This window comes from Flavobacterium anseongense (assembly GCF_021608185.1).
GTDB classification, from domain to species: Bacteria; Bacteroidota; Bacteroidia; order Flavobacteriales; family Flavobacteriaceae; genus Flavobacterium; species Flavobacterium anseongense.
The window spans coordinates 449,207-470,737 of record NZ_JAKIHN010000001.1 but is presented as its reverse complement, the minus strand read 5'-3'; the positions used below and the strand labels follow the sequence as shown (position 1 = coordinate 470,737).

Here is a 21,531-nt window from a genome sequence, read left to right as displayed (position 1 = left end):
TAATATAAATTGATATTTAAGATATATTTAAGGTTTTGAGAATAGTTCATAAGTCGTATTTTTGTGCAAGTTTTTAATAAAGCGTCGATTTTTGAATGAATGTCATTCAGTAAAAATCATGCCAACATTAGCCGATAATTACTTATTATATGAAAAAAGTGGGTAACCATAATTCGATTTCAAGGAAAATAATCTACAGTTTAGCTTTAATGCTAACATTCTCCTTCACTTCATTTTCACAAGCAACTCCACCAGCAGAAGCAACACCGGCAACTGCAACAGCCACGGCAGCACCAGCGGCAGCCGCAGGAGGTGACGCAGTAGCAGGAAAAGCATTGTTTAACGCAAATTGTGCAGCTTGTCACGCTTTAGACAAGAAAATGACCGGGCCTGCCTTAAGAGGAGTAACAGCGCGTCATGCAAGAGAATGGTTTTATCCTTGGATAGCCAATAGCTCTGCTATGGTAAAGTCAGGTGATGCAGATGCTGTTAAAATTTTTAATGAATATAACAAGTCAGTAATGACTGCCTTTCCTCAGTTGTCTAAGCAAGATGTAGACAATATATTAGCTTACACAGATGAGCCAAAACCGGAAGCGCCAAAAGGACTTGTTACAACTGATGCTGGAGGCTTAAAAGCAGCAAACGAAGGCGGAATTTCAAACAACGTTATTCTTGGGGCTTTATGCTTAGTGTTATTGATGTTGGTTATCATGTTGTTCTTTGTAAACAATGTGTTGACTAAAGTAGCCAAAGCAAACGGTATTGAAGTTGCTGAAAAAGAAGCAAGATTACCAATTTGGAAAGCATTTGCTAAAAACCAATTTTTGGTTTTAGTTTCTTCTATATTCTTATTATTAGCGAGTGGATTCTTCGTGTATGGTTACTTAATGCAAATAGGTATTGATCAGGATTACGCACCAATTCAGCCAATTCACTACTCTCACAGAATTCACGCAGGAAGCAACGGTATCGATTGTAAATATTGCCACTCGGCTGCACGTGTTAGTAAAAATGCAGGGATTCCTTCTTTGAATGTTTGTATGAACTGTCACAAAAATATTTCTGAAGTATCTGACACTACAGCAACTCCGGAACATTCAAAAGCATTCTACGACGGAGAAATCAAAAAATTATACGCTGCTGTAGGTTGGGATGGTTCAAAATACACAGGAAAAACCAGTCCGGTGAAATGGGTTAGAATTCACAACTTACCGGATTTCGCTTATTTCAATCATTCGCAGCACGTAACAGTGGCCGGAATTGAATGTCAAAAATGTCACGGTCCTGTTCAAGAGTATGAAATCCAAAAACAATTTGCTCCATTAACTATGGGTTGGTGTATTAAATGTCACCGCGAGACCGATGTGAAAATGGAAGGCAATGCTTATTACACAAAAATTCACGAAGAACTTTCTAAACGATACGGAGTAGACAAATTGACTGCTGCACAAATGGGAGGAACGGAATGTGGTAAGTGCCACTACTAATAAAATAATTTAAGAAGCTAATATTTATATACGATGTCATCGAACAAAAAATACTGGAAAAGTGTTGAGGAACTAAACGAAAATAGTTCTATTGTTGAGGCGCTTAGAAATAATGAATTTGTAGAAGAAATTCCAACCGACGAATTTTTATCTGACAAAGAAGCATTATCATCTTCTTCAACTACTCGTCGTGATTTCTTGAAATACGTTGGATTTACAACTGCAGCTGCAACATTAGCAGCTTGTGAAGGTCCGGTACACAAATCAATTCCTTATGTTTTACAGCCGGAACAAATCATTCCCGGAGTTGCTGATTTCTATGCAACCTCTATGTTTGACGGTTTTGATTTTGCTAACCTATTGGTAAAAACACGTGAAGGTCGTCCAATTAAAATAGAAAACAATACTATTGCCGGTGCTAAGTTCGCCGCCAATGCAAGAGTTCATGCTTCTGTATTATCATTATATGACAATACGCGTTTGAAAATAACCAAGATTGCTCAGAAAGATGCTTCTTGGCAGGAAGCGGATTTAAAAATAAAAGCAAGTTTAGCTGATGCGAAAGCTAAAGGTGGACAAGTTGTTCTTTTAACGGGAACTTTAGCAAGTCCATCAACAGAAAAGCTAATCGCTGAATTCATTGCTAAAAACCCAACAGCAAAACACGTTATTTACGATGCTGTTTCTGAATCGGCTGCCTTAGATGCATTCGAAGCAGTTTATGGAGAAAGAGCTTTAGTAGATTACGATTTCTCAAAAGCAAATACAATCGTTTCTATTGGCGCTGACTTTTTAGGTGATTGGCAAGGTGGAGGTTTTGATTCCGGTTATGCAAAAGGAAGAATACCACAAGCCGGGAAAATGTCAAAACACTACCAGTTCGAAGCTAATATGACTTTGTCCGGAGCTGCTGCTGACAAACGTGTTCCAATGACCGTTGCCAATCAAAAGCAAGCTTTAGTTAAAATATATAATGTAATTACAGGTTCTGCGGTAGCAACAGGAAAAGTTGATAACGAAGATGTAGTTACAAAAGCAGCACAACAATTAAAAGCTGCAGGAACCAAAGGACTTTTAGTTTCAGGTATCCAAGATAAAAATGCGCAATTGTTAGTTTTGGCTATCAATCAGGCTTTGGCTAGTGAAGCATTTTCTACTATCGGAACACGTCAAATCAGAAAAGGTTCTAACGAAAAAGTTGCTCAGTTAATTGCTGATATGAATGCAGGAAGTGTTCATACTTTAATTATGAGCGGAGTAAATCCGGTATACACTTTAGCGGATTCTGCTAAATTCGTTAGCGGATTGAAAAAAGTAAAATTGTCAGCTGCATTTTCTTTAAGAGAAGATGAAACAGCTTCGATAACAACTATTGCAGTTCCTGCACCTCACTATTTAGAGTCTTGGAATGATTTGGTGTTGACCAAAGGAACTTATGCTATAACACAACCAACAATTCGACCATTATTCAGTTCTAAACAATTCCAAGAAGGATTATTATCATGGAATGGAAATACTGCTGAGTATTACGATTACATAAAAACAACTGCTGCATCATATACAAATGGCGCTTCATGGAACCAAACGGTTCACGATGGTATTGCAGTTGGAGTTTCTGGCGGAGCTTCTGCAAGTTCAGCAGATTATGCCGGTGCTGCAAACGCATTAGCAAAATCAAAACCGGCAAACGGATTTGAATTAGTATTGTATACTAAAACAGGTTTAGGTGATGGTCAACAAGCTAACAATCCATGGTTACAAGAGTTTCCTGATCCAATCACAAGAGTAGCTTGGGATAACTATGTAACGGTTTCAAAAGCGGATGCTGATACATTAAAATTAGAAAATCAAATCGTTGCTAATGGTGGACTTAACGGAAGTTATGCAACACTAACAGTAAACGGAGTAAAACTGGAAAATGTTCCGGTTATAGTTCAACCAGGACAAGCTAAAGGGACTTTAGGTATGGCTTTAGGCTATGGTAAAAAAGTTGGATTAAAAGAAGAAATGCAGGTTGGTCTTAATGCGTATGCATTCTACGCCGGATTCAATAATGTACAGTCTGCTACTATCGCTGCGGCAAGTGGAGAACATGAATTTGCTTGTGTTCAGTCACAAAAAACGTTGATGGGTAGAGGCGATATTATAAAAGAAACGAACCTAACTATATTCAATACTAAAGATGCTAAAGAATGGAATACTGTTCCTATGGTATCTTTGGATCACAAAGAAGTAGAGGCTACATCAGTAGATTTATGGGATTCATTTGACCGTTCAGTTGGACACCATTTTAATCTTTCAATTGATTTGAATGCTTGTACAGGTTGTGGAGCTTGTGTAATAGCTTGTCATGCCGAAAACAACGTTCCTGTTGTTGGAAAATCAGAAATTAGAAGAAGTCGTGATATGCACTGGCTCCGTATTGACAGATACTATTCATCTGAAGAGACTTTTGCTGAAGACAACGAGAAAAAAGAAAACTTTGATGGTTTATTTGGTAAAAAAGGATCATTAGGCGGATTTGGTGAAATGGAAAACCCTGCGGATAATCCACAAGTATCTTTCCAACCGGTAATGTGTCAACACTGTAATCACGCACCTTGTGAAACAGTTTGTCCGGTAGCGGCAACTTCACACGGTCGTCAGGGTCAAAACCAAATGGCTTATAACAGATGTGTTGGTACTCGTTACTGTGCTAATAACTGTCCATATAAAGTACGTCGTTTTAACTGGTTCTTATACAATGGTAACGACGAATTTGATTTCCATATGAATAATGATTTAGGACGTATGGTTCTTAATCCGGATGTAAACGCTCGTTCTCGTGGAGTTATGGAAAAATGTTCTATGTGTATCCAAAAAACACAGTTGACTATCTTAACGGCAAAACGCGAAGGAAGAGAAGTAGCAGCAAATGAATTCCAAACTGCTTGTTCGGCAGCTTGTTCAACAGGAGCTATGGTATTTGGAGATGTTAATAACAAGCAGGACCAAGTAGCTAAACTAGCCGAAGATAAGAGAATGTACCATTTATTAGAAAGTGTTGGTACAAAACCAAATGTGTTCTATCACGTTAAAGTTAGAAATACGTAGTATATATTAATTAAGAAATAAAGGAATATGTCGTCTCATTACGAAGCACCCATTAGAAAACCATTAGTTATAGGTGAAAAATCATATCACGATATAACTGTAGATATTGCTGCTCCAATTGAAGGAAGAGCTAATAAACAATGGTGGACTGTATTTAGCATTTCATTAATAGCTTTCCTTTGGGGAATTGGCTGTATCATTTATACCATTTCAACAGGTATCGGAACCTGGGGTTTGAATAAAACCGTTGGTTGGGCTTGGGATATCACTAACTTCGTTTGGTGGGTAGGTATCGGTCATGCCGGAACACTTATATCAGCTGTGTTATTATTATTCCGTCAACGATGGAGAATGGCCATTAACCGTTCGGCAGAAGCGATGACTATTTTCTCTGTAATCCAGGCTGCAATTTTCCCGGTTATTCACATGGGTCGTCCATGGTTGGCTTATTGGGTATTACCTATTCCAAATCAATTTGGATCACTTTGGGTAAACTTTAACTCACCATTGCTTTGGGACGTATTTGCAATCTCTACGTATCTTTCTGTATCATTGGTTTTCTGGTGGACAGGATTATTACCTGACTTTGCAATGCTTAGAGACAGAGCGGTAACACCTTTCAGCAAAAAAATATATTCTATCTTAAGTTTTGGATGGAGCGGAAGAGCAAAAGACTGGCAACGTTTTGAAGAAGTGTCTTTGGTACTTGCAGGTTTAGCAACTCCACTTGTACTTTCGGTTCACACGATTGTATCTATGGACTTTGCTACTTCGGTTGTACCGGGTTGGCATACTACCATCTTCCCACCATACTTCGTTGCCGGAGCGGTATTCTCAGGATTTGCGATGGTAAATACACTTCTTATTATTATGAGAAAAGTGTCAAATCTTGAAGCTTATATCACTATTCAACATATCGAATTAATGAACATTGTAATCATGATTACAGGTTCTATCGTTGGTGTTGCTTATATTACCGAGTTATTTATCGCTTGGTATTCAGGAGTTGAATTTGAGCAATATGCATTCTTAAACAGAGCTACCGGACCTTACTGGTGGGCATATTGGTCAATGATGACATGTAATGTGTTTTCTCCACAATTTATGTGGTTCAAGAAATTAAGAACAAGTATTATGTTCTCTTTCATTATCTCGATTGTAGTAAACATCGGTATGTGGTTTGAGCGTTTCGTAATCATCGTTACCTCATTACACAGAGATTATCTTCCATCGTCATGGACGATGTTCCAACCAACATTTGTAGATATTGGAATTTTTATAGGAACAATAGGTTTCTTCTTTGTATTATTCCTTTTATATGCCAGAACATTCCCTGTGATTGCTCAGGCAGAGGTTAAAACAATCTTGAAATCTTCGGGAGAAAATTACAAAAGAGACAGAGAAGCAAAAGGTCACAATCATTCAGATAAACATTAATAATTGCTATGAGTAGTAATAAAGTTATACACGCAATATACAATGATGATGATGTATTGATGGATGCAGTTCACAAAACGAGAGCTGCTCATCATCATATTGAAGAAGTTTTTACACCGTTCCCGGTTCACGGTTTGGACAAGGCAATGGGCTTAGCGCCAACACGATTAGCAATTTGTGCATTCATTTATGGATGTATTGGTTTATCGGTTGCAACAACCATGTTGAATTATATCATGATTCAGGACTGGCCACAGGATATCGGAGGTAAACCAAGTTTTGCTTTCTATCAAAATATGCCTGCCTTTGTTCCGGTTATGTTTGAAATGACAGTTTTCCATGCTGCCCACTTAATGGTTATCACTTTCTATATGAGAAGTAGATTATGGCCATTCAAAAAAGCTGAAAACCCGGATGTTAGAACAACTGATGACCATTTCCTAATGGAAGTTTCTGTTAAAGATAACGAAGACGAATTGGTGAAGTTCTTCAAAAGCACAGGTGCCGTAGAAGTTAAAGTTGTTGAAGTTGAAAATGATAAGCATTAATATAGATATGAAAAGTTTATTTAAAATAGCATTTGTATTAGGTATCGTTGTTTCCTTTTCGTCTTGTAAAGATGACCAGAAACCAAACTACCAATATATGCCAAACATGTACGAATCGGTAGCTTATGAAACCTATTCAGAATCTGATGCTTTCAATTCGCCAACGGGATTAAAAGGAAAAGAAGGACAGTTACCAGCGGAAGGTACAATTAAAAGAGGATTTGTTCCATACGGAATTCCAAATACTACGGAAGGATATAATTTCTCTAAAACAATTACAACTTCACCGCTTGATTCTACAGCGGTTGATATGAAAAAAGCTGAAGAATTATATGGTATTTATTGTGCCATTTGTCACGGAGCAGCAGGAGATGGACAAGGGAAGTTGGTTAAACAACAAAAATTCCTTGGAGTACCTAGTTACAAAGACAGACAGGTTACTGTAGGTAGTATTTACCATGTTGAAACATATGGTTTAAATTCAATGGGTGGTTATTCAAACCAATTGAGTCAACAAGAACGTTGGATGATTGCAGCCTATGTTCTTGAACTTAAAAGCAAATTATAATTGTAGAACAAACAGATTGTTATAGATATGTATACATTTTCAAGTAAATTAAAAACCTTTTCTTTTGTCCTAATGATCGTTGGTATTCTTGGGATTGGTTATGGTTTTTTAACTGCGCCAAAAACTATTCAGGATGTTGAGGCTATTTTGAAAGCTGAAGAGGCTCATCACGAAGGCGGTCACGAAGCAGCAGCAACTCACGAAGCCGCAGGAGCAGAATCTCACGAAACAGTAGCAGCAACCCATGAAGAAACTGCTAAGACAGCCGAACATTCTACTGCTGTTGAGCACGAGGAAGCTGTAGCTGAAACCACTCATGATACAATTGCTAAAGATACTGTAGCGGCTGTAACAGTAGCTGAACCAGCTCATGCAGAACACGCTGAAAATAAAGCTGAAGCACATGCTGATGAGCACGCAGAGCATGTTGAACACGTTTTTCATCAATTACAAAATAAACCATGGGCAGCATTATATGTTGCATGTATCTTCTTCTTGTTAATTACAATGGGTGTTTTAGCATTCTATGCTATCCAACAAGTGGCACAAGCAGGTTGGTCTCCGGTATTGTTCAGAGTAATGCAGGGAATAACGGCTTACTTACCTGTAATATCAGTTGTCTTCTTTGCAATCTTATTGTTATCTGGATTCCATATTCACCACTTATTTGTGTGGATGAAAGAAGGAGTTACCGATCCAACAAGCCCAAATTATGACGAAATTATTGCAGGAAAATCAGGCTATTTGAATTTTGCCTTTTGGATTTCAAGAGCAGCAATATTCTTATTAGGATGGAACGTATATCGTTATTTATCAAGAAAAAATTGCTTGGCTCAGGACGAAGCTAACGATGATGTTTTCTACAAAAAGAACTTCAAAATGTCAGCGGCATTTTTAGTATTCTTTATAGTGTCTGAATCTATTATGGCTTGGGACTGGATTATGTCTATCGATGCACACTGGTTCAGTACTCTTTTTGGATGGTATGTTTTTGCCAGCTTCTTTGTAAGTGGTATTACAGTAATCCAACTGGTAACGATTTATCTAAAATCTAAAGGATATTTAGAAAACGTAAATTCAAGCCATATTCATGATTTATCAAAATTCATGTTTGGTATCAGCGTTTTCTGGACGTACTTATGGTTCTCACAATTTATGTTGATTTGGTACGCTAACATTCCTGAGGAAGTTACTTATTTCAAAACAAGAATAGAAGTGTTTACTGTACCATTTTGGGGTGCGTTTTTCATGAATTTTGTATTCCCGATTTTACTTTTAATCAATAGCGACTTCAAACGTATTTATTGGATAGTTGTTATGGGAGGAATCGTAATTTTAGTCGGACATTATGTTGATTTCTTCAATATGATTATGCCGGGAACGGTTGGTGACAGATGGTTTATCGGTGTTCCGGAAATTTCAGCACTATTATTTTTCTTTGGATTATTTATTTATGTGGTATTCAATGCTTTAACAAAAGCTCCATTGGTTCCAAAAAGAAATCCTTTCATCGAAGAAAGTAAACATTTTCATTATTAATATTTTAAAGTAAATTACAAATGACAACTCTTTTGGTACTTATAGTTGTAGTTTTATTGGCAGTAGCCTTGTGGCAGTTAACTAAGATATTCGACTTAACTCAAGTTGGAGCAAGTGTTAATGACACACAAGTCGCAAATGATAATGATAATAAAGTTAACGGTTACTTGATGTTTGGTTTCCTTGTTTTCATTTACCTGACAACAATTTGGTGTTTGGTTTATTATGGGAAATTCCCCTTGATTGGCGATTCTGCTTCAGCACACGGACCGGAAATTGACAACCTGATGGTCATCACTATGGTTCTTATCTTTATCGTACAAACAATTACACAAGCCTTATTGCATTATTTTGCTTTCAAATACAGAGGAAGACAAGGCCAACAAGCACTTTATTTTGCAGATAGTAATAAACTAGAATTTATCTGGAGTATCATTCCGGCAATTGTTTTAGCAGTATTAATTCTTTACGGATTATACGCTTGGACGAACATTATGTTTGTGGATGAAAAAGACGATAAAGATGCGATTGTTATCGAATTGTATGCACAACAATTTAAATGGGAAGCAAGATATTCCGGTGCAGATGATGTACTAGGAAAAGCTAACGTAAGATATATTGAAGGCGTAAATAATTTAGGAGTTGATTTATCAGATCCAAATGCACAAGATGATTTTACTTCAACAGAATTACACATCCCGAAAGGAACAAGAGTTATTTTCAAATTGCGTTCTCAAGATGTATTACACTCGGCTTATATGCCACACTTTAGAGCACAAATGAACTGTGTTCCGGGTATGGTGACTAACTTCTCATTCATTCCAACACTTACTACTGCTGAAATGAGAGAAAATCCGGATATGATTGAAAAGGTTGCCAACATCAATAGTATCAGAGCTAAGAAAAGTGCTGATTTAGTTGCTAAAGGTGAGCCAGCTCTTGACCCTTACACCTTTGATTACTTATTGTTGTGTAACAAAATTTGCGGTGCTTCTCATTACAATATGCAAATGAAAATTGTTGTTGATACACCGGAAGAATACAAGGCTTGGTTAAAAGAAAATTCACCAAAAACTATTGTATTGGCCGTTAAAACTGCAGCAGCTGAAGCTAAAGCAGCAGCAGCTCCGGCATCAGAAACAAAAGATACAACTACTGTAACAAGCAATGACACTACTGTAGTTGCTAATGCAGAAACGAAATAGTATAAAAAATTTAAAGTTTACCTAATATGTCAGCAGAAGCTCACGATCACGATCACGGTCACGACGAACACGAACACCACCATAAAGACACGTTCATTACTAAATACATTTTTAGTATTGACCATAAAATGATTGCCAAACAATATTTGATTACAGGTATAGTTATGGGTATAATCGGTGTTGGAATGTCAATGCTTTTCAGAATGCAAATAGCTTGGCCTGAAGAATCATTCAAGATATTTAATTTCCTTTTAGGAGATAAGTTTGCTCCAAACGGAGTAATGTCAAATGATGTTTACTTGTCTTTAGTTACGATACACGGAACCATAATGGTATTCTTTGTACTTACGGCTGCATTGAGCGGTACGTTTAGTAACTTATTGATTCCGTTACAAATTGGAGCTAGAGATATGGCTTCTGGAATCTTAAACATGATTTCCTATTGGTTGTTTTTCCTTTCAAGTGTTGTAATGATATGTTCATTATTTGTTGAATCAGGACCCGCAAGTGCAGGATGGACAATTTATCCACCATTAAGTGCATTGCCACAAGCCATTCCGGGATCAGGAACGGGAATGACTTTATGGTTAGTTTCTATGGCTATCTTCATCGCAGCATCTTTACTAGGTTCATTAAATTATATCGTAACTGTAATCAATTTAAGAACAAAAGGAATGTCAATGACAAGATTGCCACTAACAGTTTGGGCATTCTTTATCACAGCTATTATCGGAGTTATATCTTTCCCGGTATTACTTTCTGCAGCTTTGATGTTGATTATGGATAGAAGTTTCGGAACGTCATTCTTCTTATCTGATATCTATATCGCTGGTGAAGTTTTACATTATCAAGGTGGTTCTCCGGTATTGTTCGAACACTTATTCTGGTTCTTAGGTCACCCTGAAGTTTATATCGTATTATTACCTGCATTAGGAATTACATCCGAAGTTATTGCCACACACTCTCGTAAACCAATCTTTGGTTACAGAGCGATGATTATGTCGATTATTGCAATTGCATTTTTATCAACTATCGTTTGGGGTCACCATATGTTTATCTCGGGAATGAACCCGTTCTTAGGTTCGGTATTTACATTCACGACCTTATTGATTGCAATTCCGTCTGCTGTAAAGGCATTCAACTATATCACAACTCTATGGAAAGGTAACCTGCAGTTAAACCCTGCAATGTTATTCTCTATCGGATTGGTTTCTACTTTCATTACAGGAGGTTTAACTGGAATCATTCTTGGAGATAGTACATTAGATATTAACGTTCACGATACATATTTCGTTGTGGCTCACTTCCACTTAGTAATGGGTATTTCTGCTCTTTACGGAATGTTTGCCGGAATCTACCACTGGTTCCCAAAAATGTTCGGAAGAATGTTGAACAAAAACTTAGGCTATGTTCACTTCTGGGTAACGGCAACTTGTGCTTATGGCGTTTTCTTCCCAATGCACTTTATCGGAATGGCTGGTTTACCAAGAAGATATTATACCAATACAAACTTCCCATTGTTTGATGATTTACAAAATGTAAACGTAATTATTACAACATTTGCTTTAGTTGGTGGAGCTTTCCAATTGGTGTTCTTATACAACTTCTTTAGCAGCATTTTCTACGGTAAGAAAACAGTTCAAAACCCATGGAAATCAAATACATTAGAATGGACAGCGCCAATTAAACATATTCACGGAAACTGGGAAGGTGAAATTCCTCACGTACACAGATGGCCATATGATTACAGCAAACCTGGTCATGATGATGATTTCGTACCACAACATATTCCGATGAAACCGGGTGAAGAACAATTGCACCACTAATCATTGAATAAAATATAATAAATGCCTTTCTACACAGAAAGGCATTTTTATTTGCATGTAACTTTGTTATATATTTGTAATATGAACGAAAATCTTAATCCAAACAACTCCGGTTACAATCCCGATGAACTTGATGTCGAAAAAAAGTTAAGACCTTTAGCTTTTGATGATTTCACCGGTCAGGATCAAGTGTTGGATAATCTAAAAGTATTTGTAGAAGCCGCCAACCAAAGAAGTGAAGCGCTCGATCATACCTTATTTCACGGTCCACCCGGATTAGGAAAAACCACCTTAGCCAATATTTTAGCTAATGAATTAGGTGTTGGAATCAAAATCACTTCCGGTCCGGTTTTAGACAAACCCGGAGATTTAGCGGGATTGCTAACCAATCTCGAAGAAAGAGATGTTTTGTTCATAGACGAAATTCATCGTTTGAGCCCGATTGTGGAAGAATATTTATATTCCGCAATGGAGGATTTCAAAATCGACATCATGATAGAATCCGGACCAAATGCGAGAACGGTCCAAATCAATTTAAATCCGTTTACTCTTGTCGGAGCAACAACTCGTTCCGGATTATTAACAGCTCCAATGCGTGCCCGTTTCGGAATCCAAAGTCGCTTACAATATTACAATACAGAACTTTTAACCACAATAGTCCAACGCAGTTCCAGCATCTTAAAGATGCCAATCACGATGGAAGCGGCAATTGAAATAGCAGGAAGAAGTCGCGGTACACCTCGTATTGCCAATGCACTCTTGCGTCGTGTGCGCGATTTTGCTCAAATAAAAGGCAACGGAAAAATTGATGTTGAGATAGCTCGTTTCGCATTAAAAGCATTACACGTAGATGCACACGGTTTAGACGAAATGGATAATAAAATCCTCAACACGATCATCGATAAATTCAAAGGTGGCCCGGTTGGAATATCAACTCTGGCAACAGCCGTTTCCGAAAGCGGCGAAACCATCGAGGAAGTTTACGAGCCATTTTTAATTCAGGAAGGTTTCATCATCAGAACACCGCGAGGAAGAGAAGTTACCGAGAAAGCGTATAAGCATTTGGGTAAAATCAACACTAATATTCAAGGCGGACTTTTTTAGGGCATTACCTCGTCTCGTCTTAAAGACGAGAACGAGGTCGGGCTTTCCGCACTCGCTTTTTTTAGCAGAGCTAAAAAAGAGCTCAAACAATCGCTACAATCCCTAATGCAGTATGTATTCCAACAAAGAAAAATATTCCAAATTGATAAAATCTGAAGCCAAACGCCTCGGTTTTTTGTCATGCGGAATTTCAAAAGCTGGTTTTTTAGAAGAAGAAGCACCGCGATTGGAAAGTTGGCTGAATAAGAATCACCACGGCGAAATGAAGTACATGGAAAATCATTTCGATAAACGGTTAAATCCAACGTTGCTTGTTGATGATGCCAAAAGTGTGATTTCTTTGTTACTGAATTATTATCCATCCGAATCACAAAATTCAGATAGCTATAAGATTTCCAAATATGCTTACGGACAGGATTATCATTTTGTCATCAAGGAAAAATTAAAAGAATTACTGAACACTATTCAAACCCAAATCGGAGAAGTTTCCGGTAGAGCTTTTGTCGATTCGGCACCGTTTTTAGACAAAGCCTGGGCAGCCAAAAGCGGATTAGGTTGGATTGGAAAAAACAGCAATTTACTAACGCAGCAAGTAGGCTCATTCTATTTTATAGCCGAATTGGTAATCGATTTAGATTTGGAATATGACCACGCAACAACCGACCATTGCGGGACATGTACAGCATGTATCGATGCCTGTCCTACCGAGGCTATAGTTGCACCTTATGTAGTCGATGGAAGCAAATGCATTTCCTATTTTACCATAGAACTTAAAGAAAATATTCCGGCAGAAATGAAAGGAAAAATGGATGATTGGATGTTTGGCTGCGATGTCTGCCAAGACGTTTGTCCGTGGAATCGGTTTTCAAAATCTCACAACGAACCACTTTTCAATCCAAATCCTGAAGTGCTCTCGATGACAAAAAAAGACTGGGAGGAAATCACAGAAGACACTTTTAAAAAAGTATTCAAAAATTCTGCAGTAAAACGAACAAAGCTGGAAGGATTGCAAAGAAATATTACTTTTTTAAAGTAGATTCTCTCTCAATTATTCCGGTTTCCAACTCAATAGTTCTTGGTTTAAAAGCGTGTAATTCTTTTTTAGCATTTATTTCTTCCAGTAACAGGCCAAACGATTGAACACCCATTTCAAAACTAGGTTGGTCAACGGTACTAAGTTTAGGAGTAATCACTTGCGACATAAACCAATTACTAAATCCAATGACCTTTATTTGTTCCGGGATTTTTATATTTACTTCATTAAAATAAGCCAAAACTCCAACGGCCACCAAATCAGTAATTACAAAAATACCATCTACATCGGGATGTTCTTTAGCAATTTGCTCTGCAAATTCTTTACCTTCATCAAAAGTTACATTTTTACAGGTGTAAACTAATTTTGGGTCAAAAGGAATATGGTTTTTCTCTAAAGCTTTTTTATAACCTAAAAATCGGTCAATCGCATTTTGAGGATTTACCGGTCCGCGAATGTGAGCAATTTTTCGACAGCCTTTTTCAATCAAATGCTCTACCGCATTGAAAGCCGCTTTTTGGTCATTGATAATTACTTTTGAACAAGGAATTAATTTAGATATTTTGTCAAACATCACAAATGGAACTTCTCTTCGGAGAATTTCCTTGATATGCTGATCATCATTTGATTCGTTTGAAAGTGACATAATAATGCCGTCTACTCTTTTATTCATCAATAATTCTACTTGCTTTTTCTCCAATTCTAAAGATTCATTCGATTGTAGTATGATAACCAAATAACCATTTTTCTCCGCTTCATCAATAATTCCGTTAATAACGTTAGAGAAAAAATGATGGACAACTTCCGGAATTATCAAACCAATTGTTTTGGATTCTTTTGTTCTGAGGTTAACCGCAAAACTATTAGGAGTATAACTGAGAGACTGTGCTAAATCTAAAACTGCTTTTCTCGTTTTTGGACTTACATCTGGATAGTTTTTCAACGCTTTAGAGACCGTAGTAATAGAGATTCCTAAGGTTTCGGCAATTTGTTTTAAAGTTATGTCTCTCATTTAACAAATATCATAAAAAAAACTTAATATAAATCGAAAACGTTTTCGGTCTTTTCGAAAACGTTTTCGGTGACAATATCTTAATTAATTGTTAATTAAAAATATAATTTCGAAAAATAAACCAACGATAATTACTAATCAAACAAATTACAAATGATGAAAAAAAGTACTTTATTTTTGAAAAGGATGTTGCTTTTTATAGCACTAATGCTATTTAACTTCTCATTTTCACAAAGCAGTAGTCTAACAGGAAAAGTTACCGATGCAAAAGGCGAAGTAGTAGTAGGCGCCAATGTAGTATTAAGTAGTGGTTCTAAATCTACTGCTACAAATGCCGATGGTATTTACACTTTCTCAGGTCTAAAGGATGGTGAGGTTACAGTGACAGTATCTTACATAGGTCTTGCTACTCAAACGAAAACCACAACAGTAAGCGGGAGTACCAATTTAGATTTACAAATGCAGGACGATTCTAAAACTTTAGATGAAGTTGTGGTAACTGGGGTTGTTAATCCAAGAGCCAAAATCAAATCGAGTGTTTCTATTACCAGTTTAGATGTGAAACAGGTTGAGCAGTCAGCTCCGAGGTCAACAGCCGAAATCTTCAGAACCATTCCCGGTATTCGCTCAGAATCTTCAGGAGGTGAAGGAAATGCCAACATCTCTGTTCGTGGGGTGCCAATTTCTTCAGGAGGTTCTAAGTATTTGCAAATACAAGAAGACGGATTACCGGTATTATTATATGGTGATATCGCTTTTGCAACAGCAGACATCTTCACAAGATTTGATAGAAATGTCGCCAAAATTGAAGCTATTCGTGGTGGTTCTGCCTCTACACTTTCTTCTAATTCACCAGGTGGTATTATCAACTTTATCAGCAAAACAGGAAAAACCGAAGGCGGAAGCATGGTAACCAGTTTTGGTTTAGATTATAATGATTTTAGAACAGATTTAGAATATGGTGCTCGTGTTGGAGATGGATTGTATTTTCACGCTGGCGGTTTCTATAGAACCGGAGAAGGAGTGAGAAGTCCTGGTTTTACAGCCAATAACGGAGGGCAATTCAAAATGAACCTTACTAAAGAATTCGAAAAAGGTTCAGTAACCGTATACGCTAAATTCTTAAATGACAGAGCAGCAGCTTATATGCCAATGCCAATCAAAGTTACCGGAAGCAATTCGAGTCCAAATTGGGAAAGTATTAGCGGATATGATGCCACTTCAGGAACACAACAATCACCTTACCTAATGCATAATGTAGGTTTAGACGGTAACGGAAACGTAAGAAGAGGAAATGTAGCCGACGGTATGCACCCAGTTTCTAAAACACTTGGAGCTTCAGTTAATTTTGAATTAGCCGATGGCTGGAAAGTAACCAATAACGGAAGATTTTCTTCCAACAGTGGTCAGTTTATCACACCATTCCCAGCCGAAGTAGCATCAGCAGCAACCATTGCAAACTCTTTCGGTGCAGGTTCAACATTGACATTTGCTAATGACGGTTCCGCATTCAACAACCCGAATGGTTTGGTTTCAAGAATTCACATGTTTGATGTTGAATTAAACAACTTCAACAATTTCATGAATGATTTAAGAATTACTAAGAAGTTTGATAAAGTTGGTATAACTGCTGGTTATTTCAAATCGATTCAAAACATCTCTATGTCATGGTTGTGGAATTCGTACTTACAAGAAGTATCAGATAACAATCCACGACTAATCAACGTAACTGACGCAGGCGGAAACTTGCTTTCTGCCAACGGATTGTACGCCTACGGTGTTCCGGCCTGGGGCAACTGTTGTACCAGAAATTATGATACACAGTATAATGTTTCTGCACCCTATGCCAATGTCTCTTTTGATGCTACCGATAAGTTATCTTTAGAAGGTGGAATTCGTTTTGATATGGGACAAGTAAACGGTTCCTTCGCAGGTTCTTCTCAAACAGTATATGACATCAATAACGACAATGTAATCTCAGCATCGGAAAGCAGCGTGTCTGCTATCAATACAGCTAACACAACCGCAGTTGATTACGACTATGATTATGTGTCTTATACTTTAGGAGCTAACTATTTAATCAATGCTGGACAATCTGTTTTTGTTCGTTACAGTAAAGGTGCTTCTGCTAAAGCAGATAGAATTTTATTTTCAGGTTTAAATTACCTTGACGGAGACAAAATCAACTCGTTAGATTATTTAGCGCAAGCGGAATTAGGATACAAAAGAAAATTCGATAAAGGATATATTTACGCTACTTTGTTCAGCTCAACAACTACAGAAGAAGGCGGATTCGAGGCGACTTCAAACAGTATCATCGAGAACGATTACCGCTCAATGGGTCTTGAGTTAGAAACCTCTTATAACGTAAACAATGATTTGAACTTACGTGGTGGATTCACATATACCAAAGCCGAAGTAACTTCGGGTGCCAATGATGGGAACGAACCAAGAAGACAACCTAAAATGATGTACAACTTTATCCCATCATATAAGTTTGGCAAAGCCAAAAACACACTTGGATTGAGTTTTATAGGTCAAACTAAAGCGTATGCTCAAGACAGCAATGAATTAGTGATGAACGGATTTGTAATCGTAAACGGATTTGTAGAATTCGGAATTACCAAAGGTTTGTCATTAAACCTTGCAGGTAACAATTTATTAAACACTTTAGCTATTACAGAAGCTGAAGAAGGAAGCATCACAGCCAATACCACTAATATTGTTAGAGCAAGACCATTACCGGGAAGATCACTTTCTATGGCATTGTCATACAAGTTCTAAAAAGATTTCATGTTTAATTTGAGTAATTCCTATACCAATGAATAATTGGTATGGGAATTATTTTTAACCAAAGAATTTTTATCTTTAGTTAATTCTTAAAAGATGTTCCAATGAAAAAATCAGTTGCTCTTTTATTTTTTTTGATGCTTTTTGTCAGCCATAATTTGTCGGCACAAGAAAATCAAACCAAAACCATAACTAAAGCTGAAAAACCAGTAATGATTGTTTATGGCAGTGACGAATGTCATCATTGTACGGACACCAAAAAATACCTCAAAGAAAACAATATCGAATTTGTTTTCTATGATATCGATAAAAATCAGGAAGCTCTGAAGGAAATGTTGTTTAAACTCAAAAAAGCCAAAATCAGTACCAACAATTTATCAATTCCGGTAATCGATAAACAAGGTGTGGTATTTACCAATAATATTCCTTTTGAAGATTTTCTAAAGAAATTAAATTAAAAAAATGAGCAAAAAAAGACACCTAAGCTTTTGGCAAATTATCAATATGAATGTTGGTTTTTTTGGCATTCAATATAGCTTTGGTTTGCAACAAAGTGCTGTTAATCCTATTTATGATTTTTTAGGAGCTCATCCCGATCAAATACCAATACTAAATTTAGCAGGACCATTAACAGGCTTGTTAATTCAACCAATTATTGGAGCCTTAAGTGACAAAACATGGTCGCCAAGATTGGGAGGCAGAAGAAAGCCCTTTTTCCTGATAGGAGCATTGATTTGTAGCTTAGCACTTTTTGCTTTTCCGTTTAGTAGTTCTTTATGGATGGCGGCCGGTTTACTTTGGATTTTAGATGCAGGAAACAATACAGCCATGGAACCGTATCGTGCTTTTATAGCCGATAAATTAGATGAATCGCAACAACCGATGGGTTTTCAGGCACAAAGTTTTTTTACAGGATTCGGACAAACATTAGCTAATGTCTCTCTATTCATTTTTCCATTAGTTTTTATTGGTACTACCGGCAAATTGCCCACTTGGGTTTTTGCTTCGTTCTTTTTGGGTGCTGTTTGCTCGATTGCTACGGTGTGGTGGAGTTCTCACACCACAAAAGAGATTCCTCCAACTGAAGAAGAACTGCAAAAAATAAAATCCGAACGGCTTAGTCTTTTTACTCCTTTTATTGATATAGCCAAAGCCGTAAAAGACATGCCTAAAGTAATGTGGCAATTGGCGTTAGTTTATTTGTTCCAATGGTATGCCTTATTTTGTTATTGGCAAAATTCCTCCAAAAGCATAGCGCTCTCGGTTTGGAATACAACTCCTGAAAAAGATATTAAATTATACGGAGAAGCAGTCAGCTGGACAGGTTTAGTCAATGGTTGGTACAACATAGTTACTTTTTTATGTGCCTTTTCGTTGGTTTATTTTGCCAAAAAATATTCGCCAAAATATGTGCATTTCGGATGTTTATTAATGGCCGCCATTGGGTTTATGGCATTTCCTCACATTCATAATAAATATTTACTATTTCCTGCGATTACCGGATTTGGAATTGGTTGGGCCAGCATTATGGGTATTCCTTATTTAATGGTCGTAGCCAACATACCAAAGGAACGCTACGGCGTTTATATGGGAATTATCAATATGATGATTGTAATTCCAATGTTTATTCAAACCATAACTTTTGGATTTATCATGAAACATTTTTTACATAATGATGCCCGATTAGCAATCACTTTCGCAGGGGTGTTATTAGTTATTAGCGCAGTTTTAACTTTATTTATTTCAACAAAAAAGCAAATCATCAGTGAATAATACAGCCTATCATAAAGCTATCGATTTATTGCGAGATGTTGCTTCGCCTAATGGTTTTTTAGCCAGTGCGGAGAATACGACCAATTACAAAAGAGTTTGGGCACGAGATGGTGTGATTTGTGGTTTGGCAGCTTTGGCTTCGGGTGACGAAAAACTAATAGAGACGTTTAAAAATACTTTAGAAACATTAGCTAAAAACCAACATCCAATCGGAACTATTCCTTCTAATGTGTTGATTGCTGAAGCTAAAAATCAAGTCAGTTATGGTGGTTTGGCGGGAAGAGTTGATGCTGTAACTTGGTTTGTAATTGGCGTTTGTCAATATGCAATTCATACATATGATTTTTCGTTTGTTACCAAATATAATTCCGAAATTGAAAAATGTTTAGATCTTTTAGACGTATGGGAATTCAATAACAAACATCTGTTATATGTGCCACTTTCCGGAAATTGGGCAGATGAATTCGTTACGGATGGATATGTTTTATATGATCAGTTATTACGTATTTGGGCATTGAAAAGCTACAATTACTTTGTAAAAAGCGATGCTATTTCAGAAAAAATAGAAAGTATTTTTACTCAAATAGAAATCAATTTCACACCTAATTCTGTCGGAGAAAAATATCATGAACGTGCTTATAACGAAGTAAAATTTAATGATTATATGCCCTCTTCTTTTTCGCCTGCAGGTTACAAAACACAGTTTGATGCATTTGCCAATTCTTTGGCTTTACTACTTAATGTTGGGTCAAAAGAGTTTCAGAATAAAATAGTAAATTACGCTATATCATTAGCAGCAGAAACACAATTGGGATTACTTCCCGCTTTTTGGAAACCCATATTTGAAAATGACGAACATTGGAATCTGCTCAAAAATAATTGTAAATACGAGTTCCGAAATTACCCTTTCGAATTCCACAATGGGGGCAGTTGGCCAATGGTAAACGGGTTTTTCGGATTGGCATTAATCGCAAAATCGGAAACCAAAAAAGCCGAAATCATTTTAGATAAAATAAATGCAGCAAATGGCATGAATGCCTTTTCATTTTATGAAAATTTCAATACTAAAACTAGTGCCCCTAATGGAGTCGCTTTCTGTTCATGGAGTGCAGCCGCAACGGTTTTAGTACACCAATCGTTATATACTAATTTTAAAATGTATACTTAATTGAAATCTATAGACATCATATGTATAGGAGAAGTGCTTATTGATTTTATTGGTCACGAGGTCAACACATCCATTAATAGAACTAAAGATTATCACCGTTTTTTGGGTGGTTCGCCAACAAATGTTGCTGTAAATGCATCACGTCTTGGACTGAATTCTTTGCTTGTTGCCTCTTGCGGCGATGACGGTTTAGGAGATTATGTTATTAGAAAATTAAAAAGCAATGACGTAAATACCAAACAAATCAGAAAATCAGAAACAACACCTACTTCCATAATCTTTGTTTCTAAATCAACCGAAACACCCGATTTTATTCCGTATCGTCAGGCCGATTGCGAGATTTATGAAAGCCAGTTACCTGATGAGATTATAGCCGAGGCCAAAATATTTCATACAACTTGTTTTGCATTGAGTAAAAATCCAGCGAGACAAACGATATTGAATCGCGCAAAAAAAGCCGCAGCATTAGGGTTAAAACTCAGCATAGATGTAAATTTTTCGGAGAGAATCTGGCCAGACAGAGAAGAAGCTAAAATGATTTTAAAAGAATATCTATCCAATGATCCATTGGTAAAATTGAGCGAAGATGATTGTTATAGACTGTTTGCAGCCGTAAAATCAGAAGAATATATTTTCGAATATTTCCACAGTTTAGGTGCTTCAACCATTTGCCTTACCAAAGGGAAAAACGGTGTCATAGTTTCAGATGTCAATCAAGGAGTGTTTTTTCAAAAGGCAATTCCAATTGACGAAGTGAAAGATACTACAGGAGCTGGAGACGCTTTCTGGACCGGATTTTTATATGCCCAATTGCATCAAAAAAACATAGAAGACACTATGAAGGTTGCTCAAAAATTAGCAGCCATTAAACTACAGAATGTTGGGCGATTGCCTGATAATATTAACATCAAAGAGTTAATACAAGAATAAACGCCATTCAGTAAT

Annotated in this window: 16 protein-coding genes; 15 read left to right on the top strand and 1 reads right to left on the bottom strand. The window is 36.9% G+C overall.

Annotated features, from left to right (window positions below; genetic code table 11):
• The first annotated feature begins 149 nt into the window (after positions 1-149).
• The 10 genes from L1S35_RS02090 to queG all read left to right on the top strand — a co-directional run bounded on the left by L1S35_RS02090 (position 150) and on the right by queG (position 13,846).
• Positions 150-1,490, top strand: a complete 1,341-nt coding sequence (locus L1S35_RS02090) for a c-type cytochrome (protein ID WP_236396124.1) — start codon at positions 150-152, stop codon at positions 1,488-1,490.
• Positions 1,491-1,523: 33 nt separating this feature from the next.
• Positions 1,524-4,583: a TAT-variant-translocated molybdopterin oxidoreductase gene (locus tag L1S35_RS02085; protein ID WP_236396122.1), complete on the top strand. Its 3,060-nt coding sequence runs from the start codon at positions 1,524-1,526 to the stop codon at positions 4,581-4,583.
• Positions 4,584-4,610: 27 nt separating this feature from the next.
• The gene (gene nrfD / locus L1S35_RS02080) at positions 4,611-6,020 is read left to right on the top strand and encodes an NrfD/PsrC family molybdoenzyme membrane anchor subunit (RefSeq protein ID WP_236396120.1); all 1,410 of its coding nucleotides are present in this window, start codon (positions 4,611-4,613) and stop codon (positions 6,018-6,020) included.
• Between the two features lie 8 nt (positions 6,021-6,028).
• Entirely contained in the window at positions 6,029-6,568 is a 540-nt protein-coding gene (locus L1S35_RS02075; protein ID WP_236396119.1) for a DUF3341 domain-containing protein, read from the top strand.
• A gap of 7 nt (positions 6,569-6,575) precedes the next feature.
• Positions 6,576-7,136 (top strand): c-type cytochrome, encoded by a 561-nt coding sequence (locus L1S35_RS02070; RefSeq protein WP_236396118.1) that lies wholly within the window; start codon positions 6,576-6,578, stop codon positions 7,134-7,136.
• Positions 7,137-7,163: 27 nt separating this feature from the next.
• Positions 7,164-8,675 carry a quinol:cytochrome C oxidoreductase gene (locus tag L1S35_RS02065; RefSeq protein ID WP_236396117.1) on the top strand — a complete coding sequence of 504 codons (1,512 nt, stop codon included), beginning with the start codon at positions 7,164-7,166 and terminating at the stop codon, positions 8,673-8,675.
• Positions 8,676-8,695: 20 nt separating this feature from the next.
• Positions 8,696-9,880 carry a cytochrome c oxidase subunit II gene (locus L1S35_RS02060; RefSeq protein WP_236396116.1) on the top strand — a complete coding sequence of 395 codons (1,185 nt, stop codon included), beginning with the start codon at positions 8,696-8,698 and terminating at the stop codon, positions 9,878-9,880.
• 26 nt (positions 9,881-9,906) lie between these two features.
• A complete protein-coding gene (locus tag L1S35_RS02055) occupies positions 9,907-11,706 on the top strand; it encodes a cytochrome c oxidase subunit I (RefSeq protein ID WP_236396115.1) in 1,800 nt (599 codons plus the stop codon).
• An 81-nt stretch (positions 11,707-11,787) separates the two neighbouring features.
• The gene (gene ruvB / locus L1S35_RS02050; protein WP_236396114.1) at positions 11,788-12,810 is read left to right on the top strand and encodes a Holliday junction branch migration DNA helicase RuvB; all 1,023 of its coding nucleotides are present in this window, start codon (positions 11,788-11,790) and stop codon (positions 12,808-12,810) included.
• 112 nt (positions 12,811-12,922) lie between these two features.
• Positions 12,923-13,846: a tRNA epoxyqueuosine(34) reductase QueG gene (gene queG / locus L1S35_RS02045; protein ID WP_236396113.1), complete on the top strand. Its 924-nt coding sequence runs from the start codon at positions 12,923-12,925 to the stop codon at positions 13,844-13,846.
• Here queG and L1S35_RS02040 read toward each other — a convergent pair.
• Entirely contained in the window at positions 13,830-14,855 is a 1,026-nt protein-coding gene (locus L1S35_RS02040) for a LacI family DNA-binding transcriptional regulator (RefSeq protein WP_236396112.1), read from the bottom strand. The two genes, queG and L1S35_RS02040, sit on opposite strands and share 17 nt — an antisense overlap.
• A gap of 153 nt (positions 14,856-15,008) precedes the next feature.
• Here L1S35_RS02040 and L1S35_RS02035 point away from each other — a divergent pair, with 153 nt between their 5' ends.
• The 5 genes from L1S35_RS02035 to L1S35_RS02015 all read left to right on the top strand — a co-directional run bounded on the left by L1S35_RS02035 (position 15,009) and on the right by L1S35_RS02015 (position 21,516).
• Positions 15,009-17,639, top strand: coding sequence for a TonB-dependent receptor (locus L1S35_RS02035; RefSeq protein ID WP_236396110.1), 2,631 nt, complete (start codon positions 15,009-15,011; stop codon positions 17,637-17,639).
• Positions 17,640-17,749: 110 nt separating this feature from the next.
• Positions 17,750-18,103, top strand: coding sequence for a glutaredoxin family protein (locus L1S35_RS02030; protein WP_236396108.1), 354 nt, complete (start codon positions 17,750-17,752; stop codon positions 18,101-18,103).
• 4 nt (positions 18,104-18,107) lie between these two features.
• Positions 18,108-19,418 (top strand): MFS transporter, encoded by a 1,311-nt coding sequence (locus L1S35_RS02025; protein ID WP_236396107.1) that lies wholly within the window; start codon positions 18,108-18,110, stop codon positions 19,416-19,418.
• The gene (locus tag L1S35_RS02020) at positions 19,411-20,586 is read left to right on the top strand and encodes a glycoside hydrolase 100 family protein (protein ID WP_236396106.1); all 1,176 of its coding nucleotides are present in this window, start codon (positions 19,411-19,413) and stop codon (positions 20,584-20,586) included. Before L1S35_RS02025 ends, L1S35_RS02020 begins: the two co-directional genes overlap by 8 nt.
• Positions 20,587-21,516 carry a carbohydrate kinase family protein gene (locus L1S35_RS02015; RefSeq protein WP_236396105.1) on the top strand — a complete coding sequence of 310 codons (930 nt, stop codon included), beginning with the start codon at positions 20,587-20,589 and terminating at the stop codon, positions 21,514-21,516.
• Positions 21,517-21,531 lie beyond the last annotated feature (15 nt).

Coding starts and splice junctions, on each gene's coding strand:
- L1S35_RS02085 (WP_236396122.1), top strand. CDS start 1,524: ATGTCATCGAACAAAAAATACTGGAAAAGTGTTGAGGAACTAAACGAA.
- L1S35_RS02065 (WP_236396117.1), top strand. CDS start 7,164: ATGTATACATTTTCAAGTAAATTAAAAACCTTTTCTTTTGTCCTAATG.
- L1S35_RS02055 (WP_236396115.1), top strand. CDS start 9,907: ATGTCAGCAGAAGCTCACGATCACGATCACGGTCACGACGAACACGAA.
- L1S35_RS02060 (WP_236396116.1), top strand. CDS start 8,696: ATGACAACTCTTTTGGTACTTATAGTTGTAGTTTTATTGGCAGTAGCC.
- queG (WP_236396113.1), top strand. CDS start 12,923: ATGTATTCCAACAAAGAAAAATATTCCAAATTGATAAAATCTGAAGCC.
- L1S35_RS02040 (WP_236396112.1), bottom strand. CDS start 14,855: ATGAGAGACATAACTTTAAAACAAATTGCCGAAACCTTAGGAATCTCT.
- L1S35_RS02030 (WP_236396108.1), top strand. CDS start 17,750: ATGAAAAAATCAGTTGCTCTTTTATTTTTTTTGATGCTTTTTGTCAGC.
- L1S35_RS02075 (WP_236396119.1), top strand. CDS start 6,029: ATGAGTAGTAATAAAGTTATACACGCAATATACAATGATGATGATGTA.
- L1S35_RS02035 (WP_236396110.1), top strand. CDS start 15,009: ATGATGAAAAAAAGTACTTTATTTTTGAAAAGGATGTTGCTTTTTATA.
- ruvB (WP_236396114.1), top strand. CDS start 11,788: ATGAACGAAAATCTTAATCCAAACAACTCCGGTTACAATCCCGATGAA.
- L1S35_RS02070 (WP_236396118.1), top strand. CDS start 6,576: ATGAAAAGTTTATTTAAAATAGCATTTGTATTAGGTATCGTTGTTTCC.
- nrfD (WP_236396120.1), top strand. CDS start 4,611: ATGTCGTCTCATTACGAAGCACCCATTAGAAAACCATTAGTTATAGGT.
- L1S35_RS02025 (WP_236396107.1), top strand. CDS start 18,108: ATGAGCAAAAAAAGACACCTAAGCTTTTGGCAAATTATCAATATGAAT.
- L1S35_RS02090 (WP_236396124.1), top strand. CDS start 150: ATGAAAAAAGTGGGTAACCATAATTCGATTTCAAGGAAAATAATCTAC.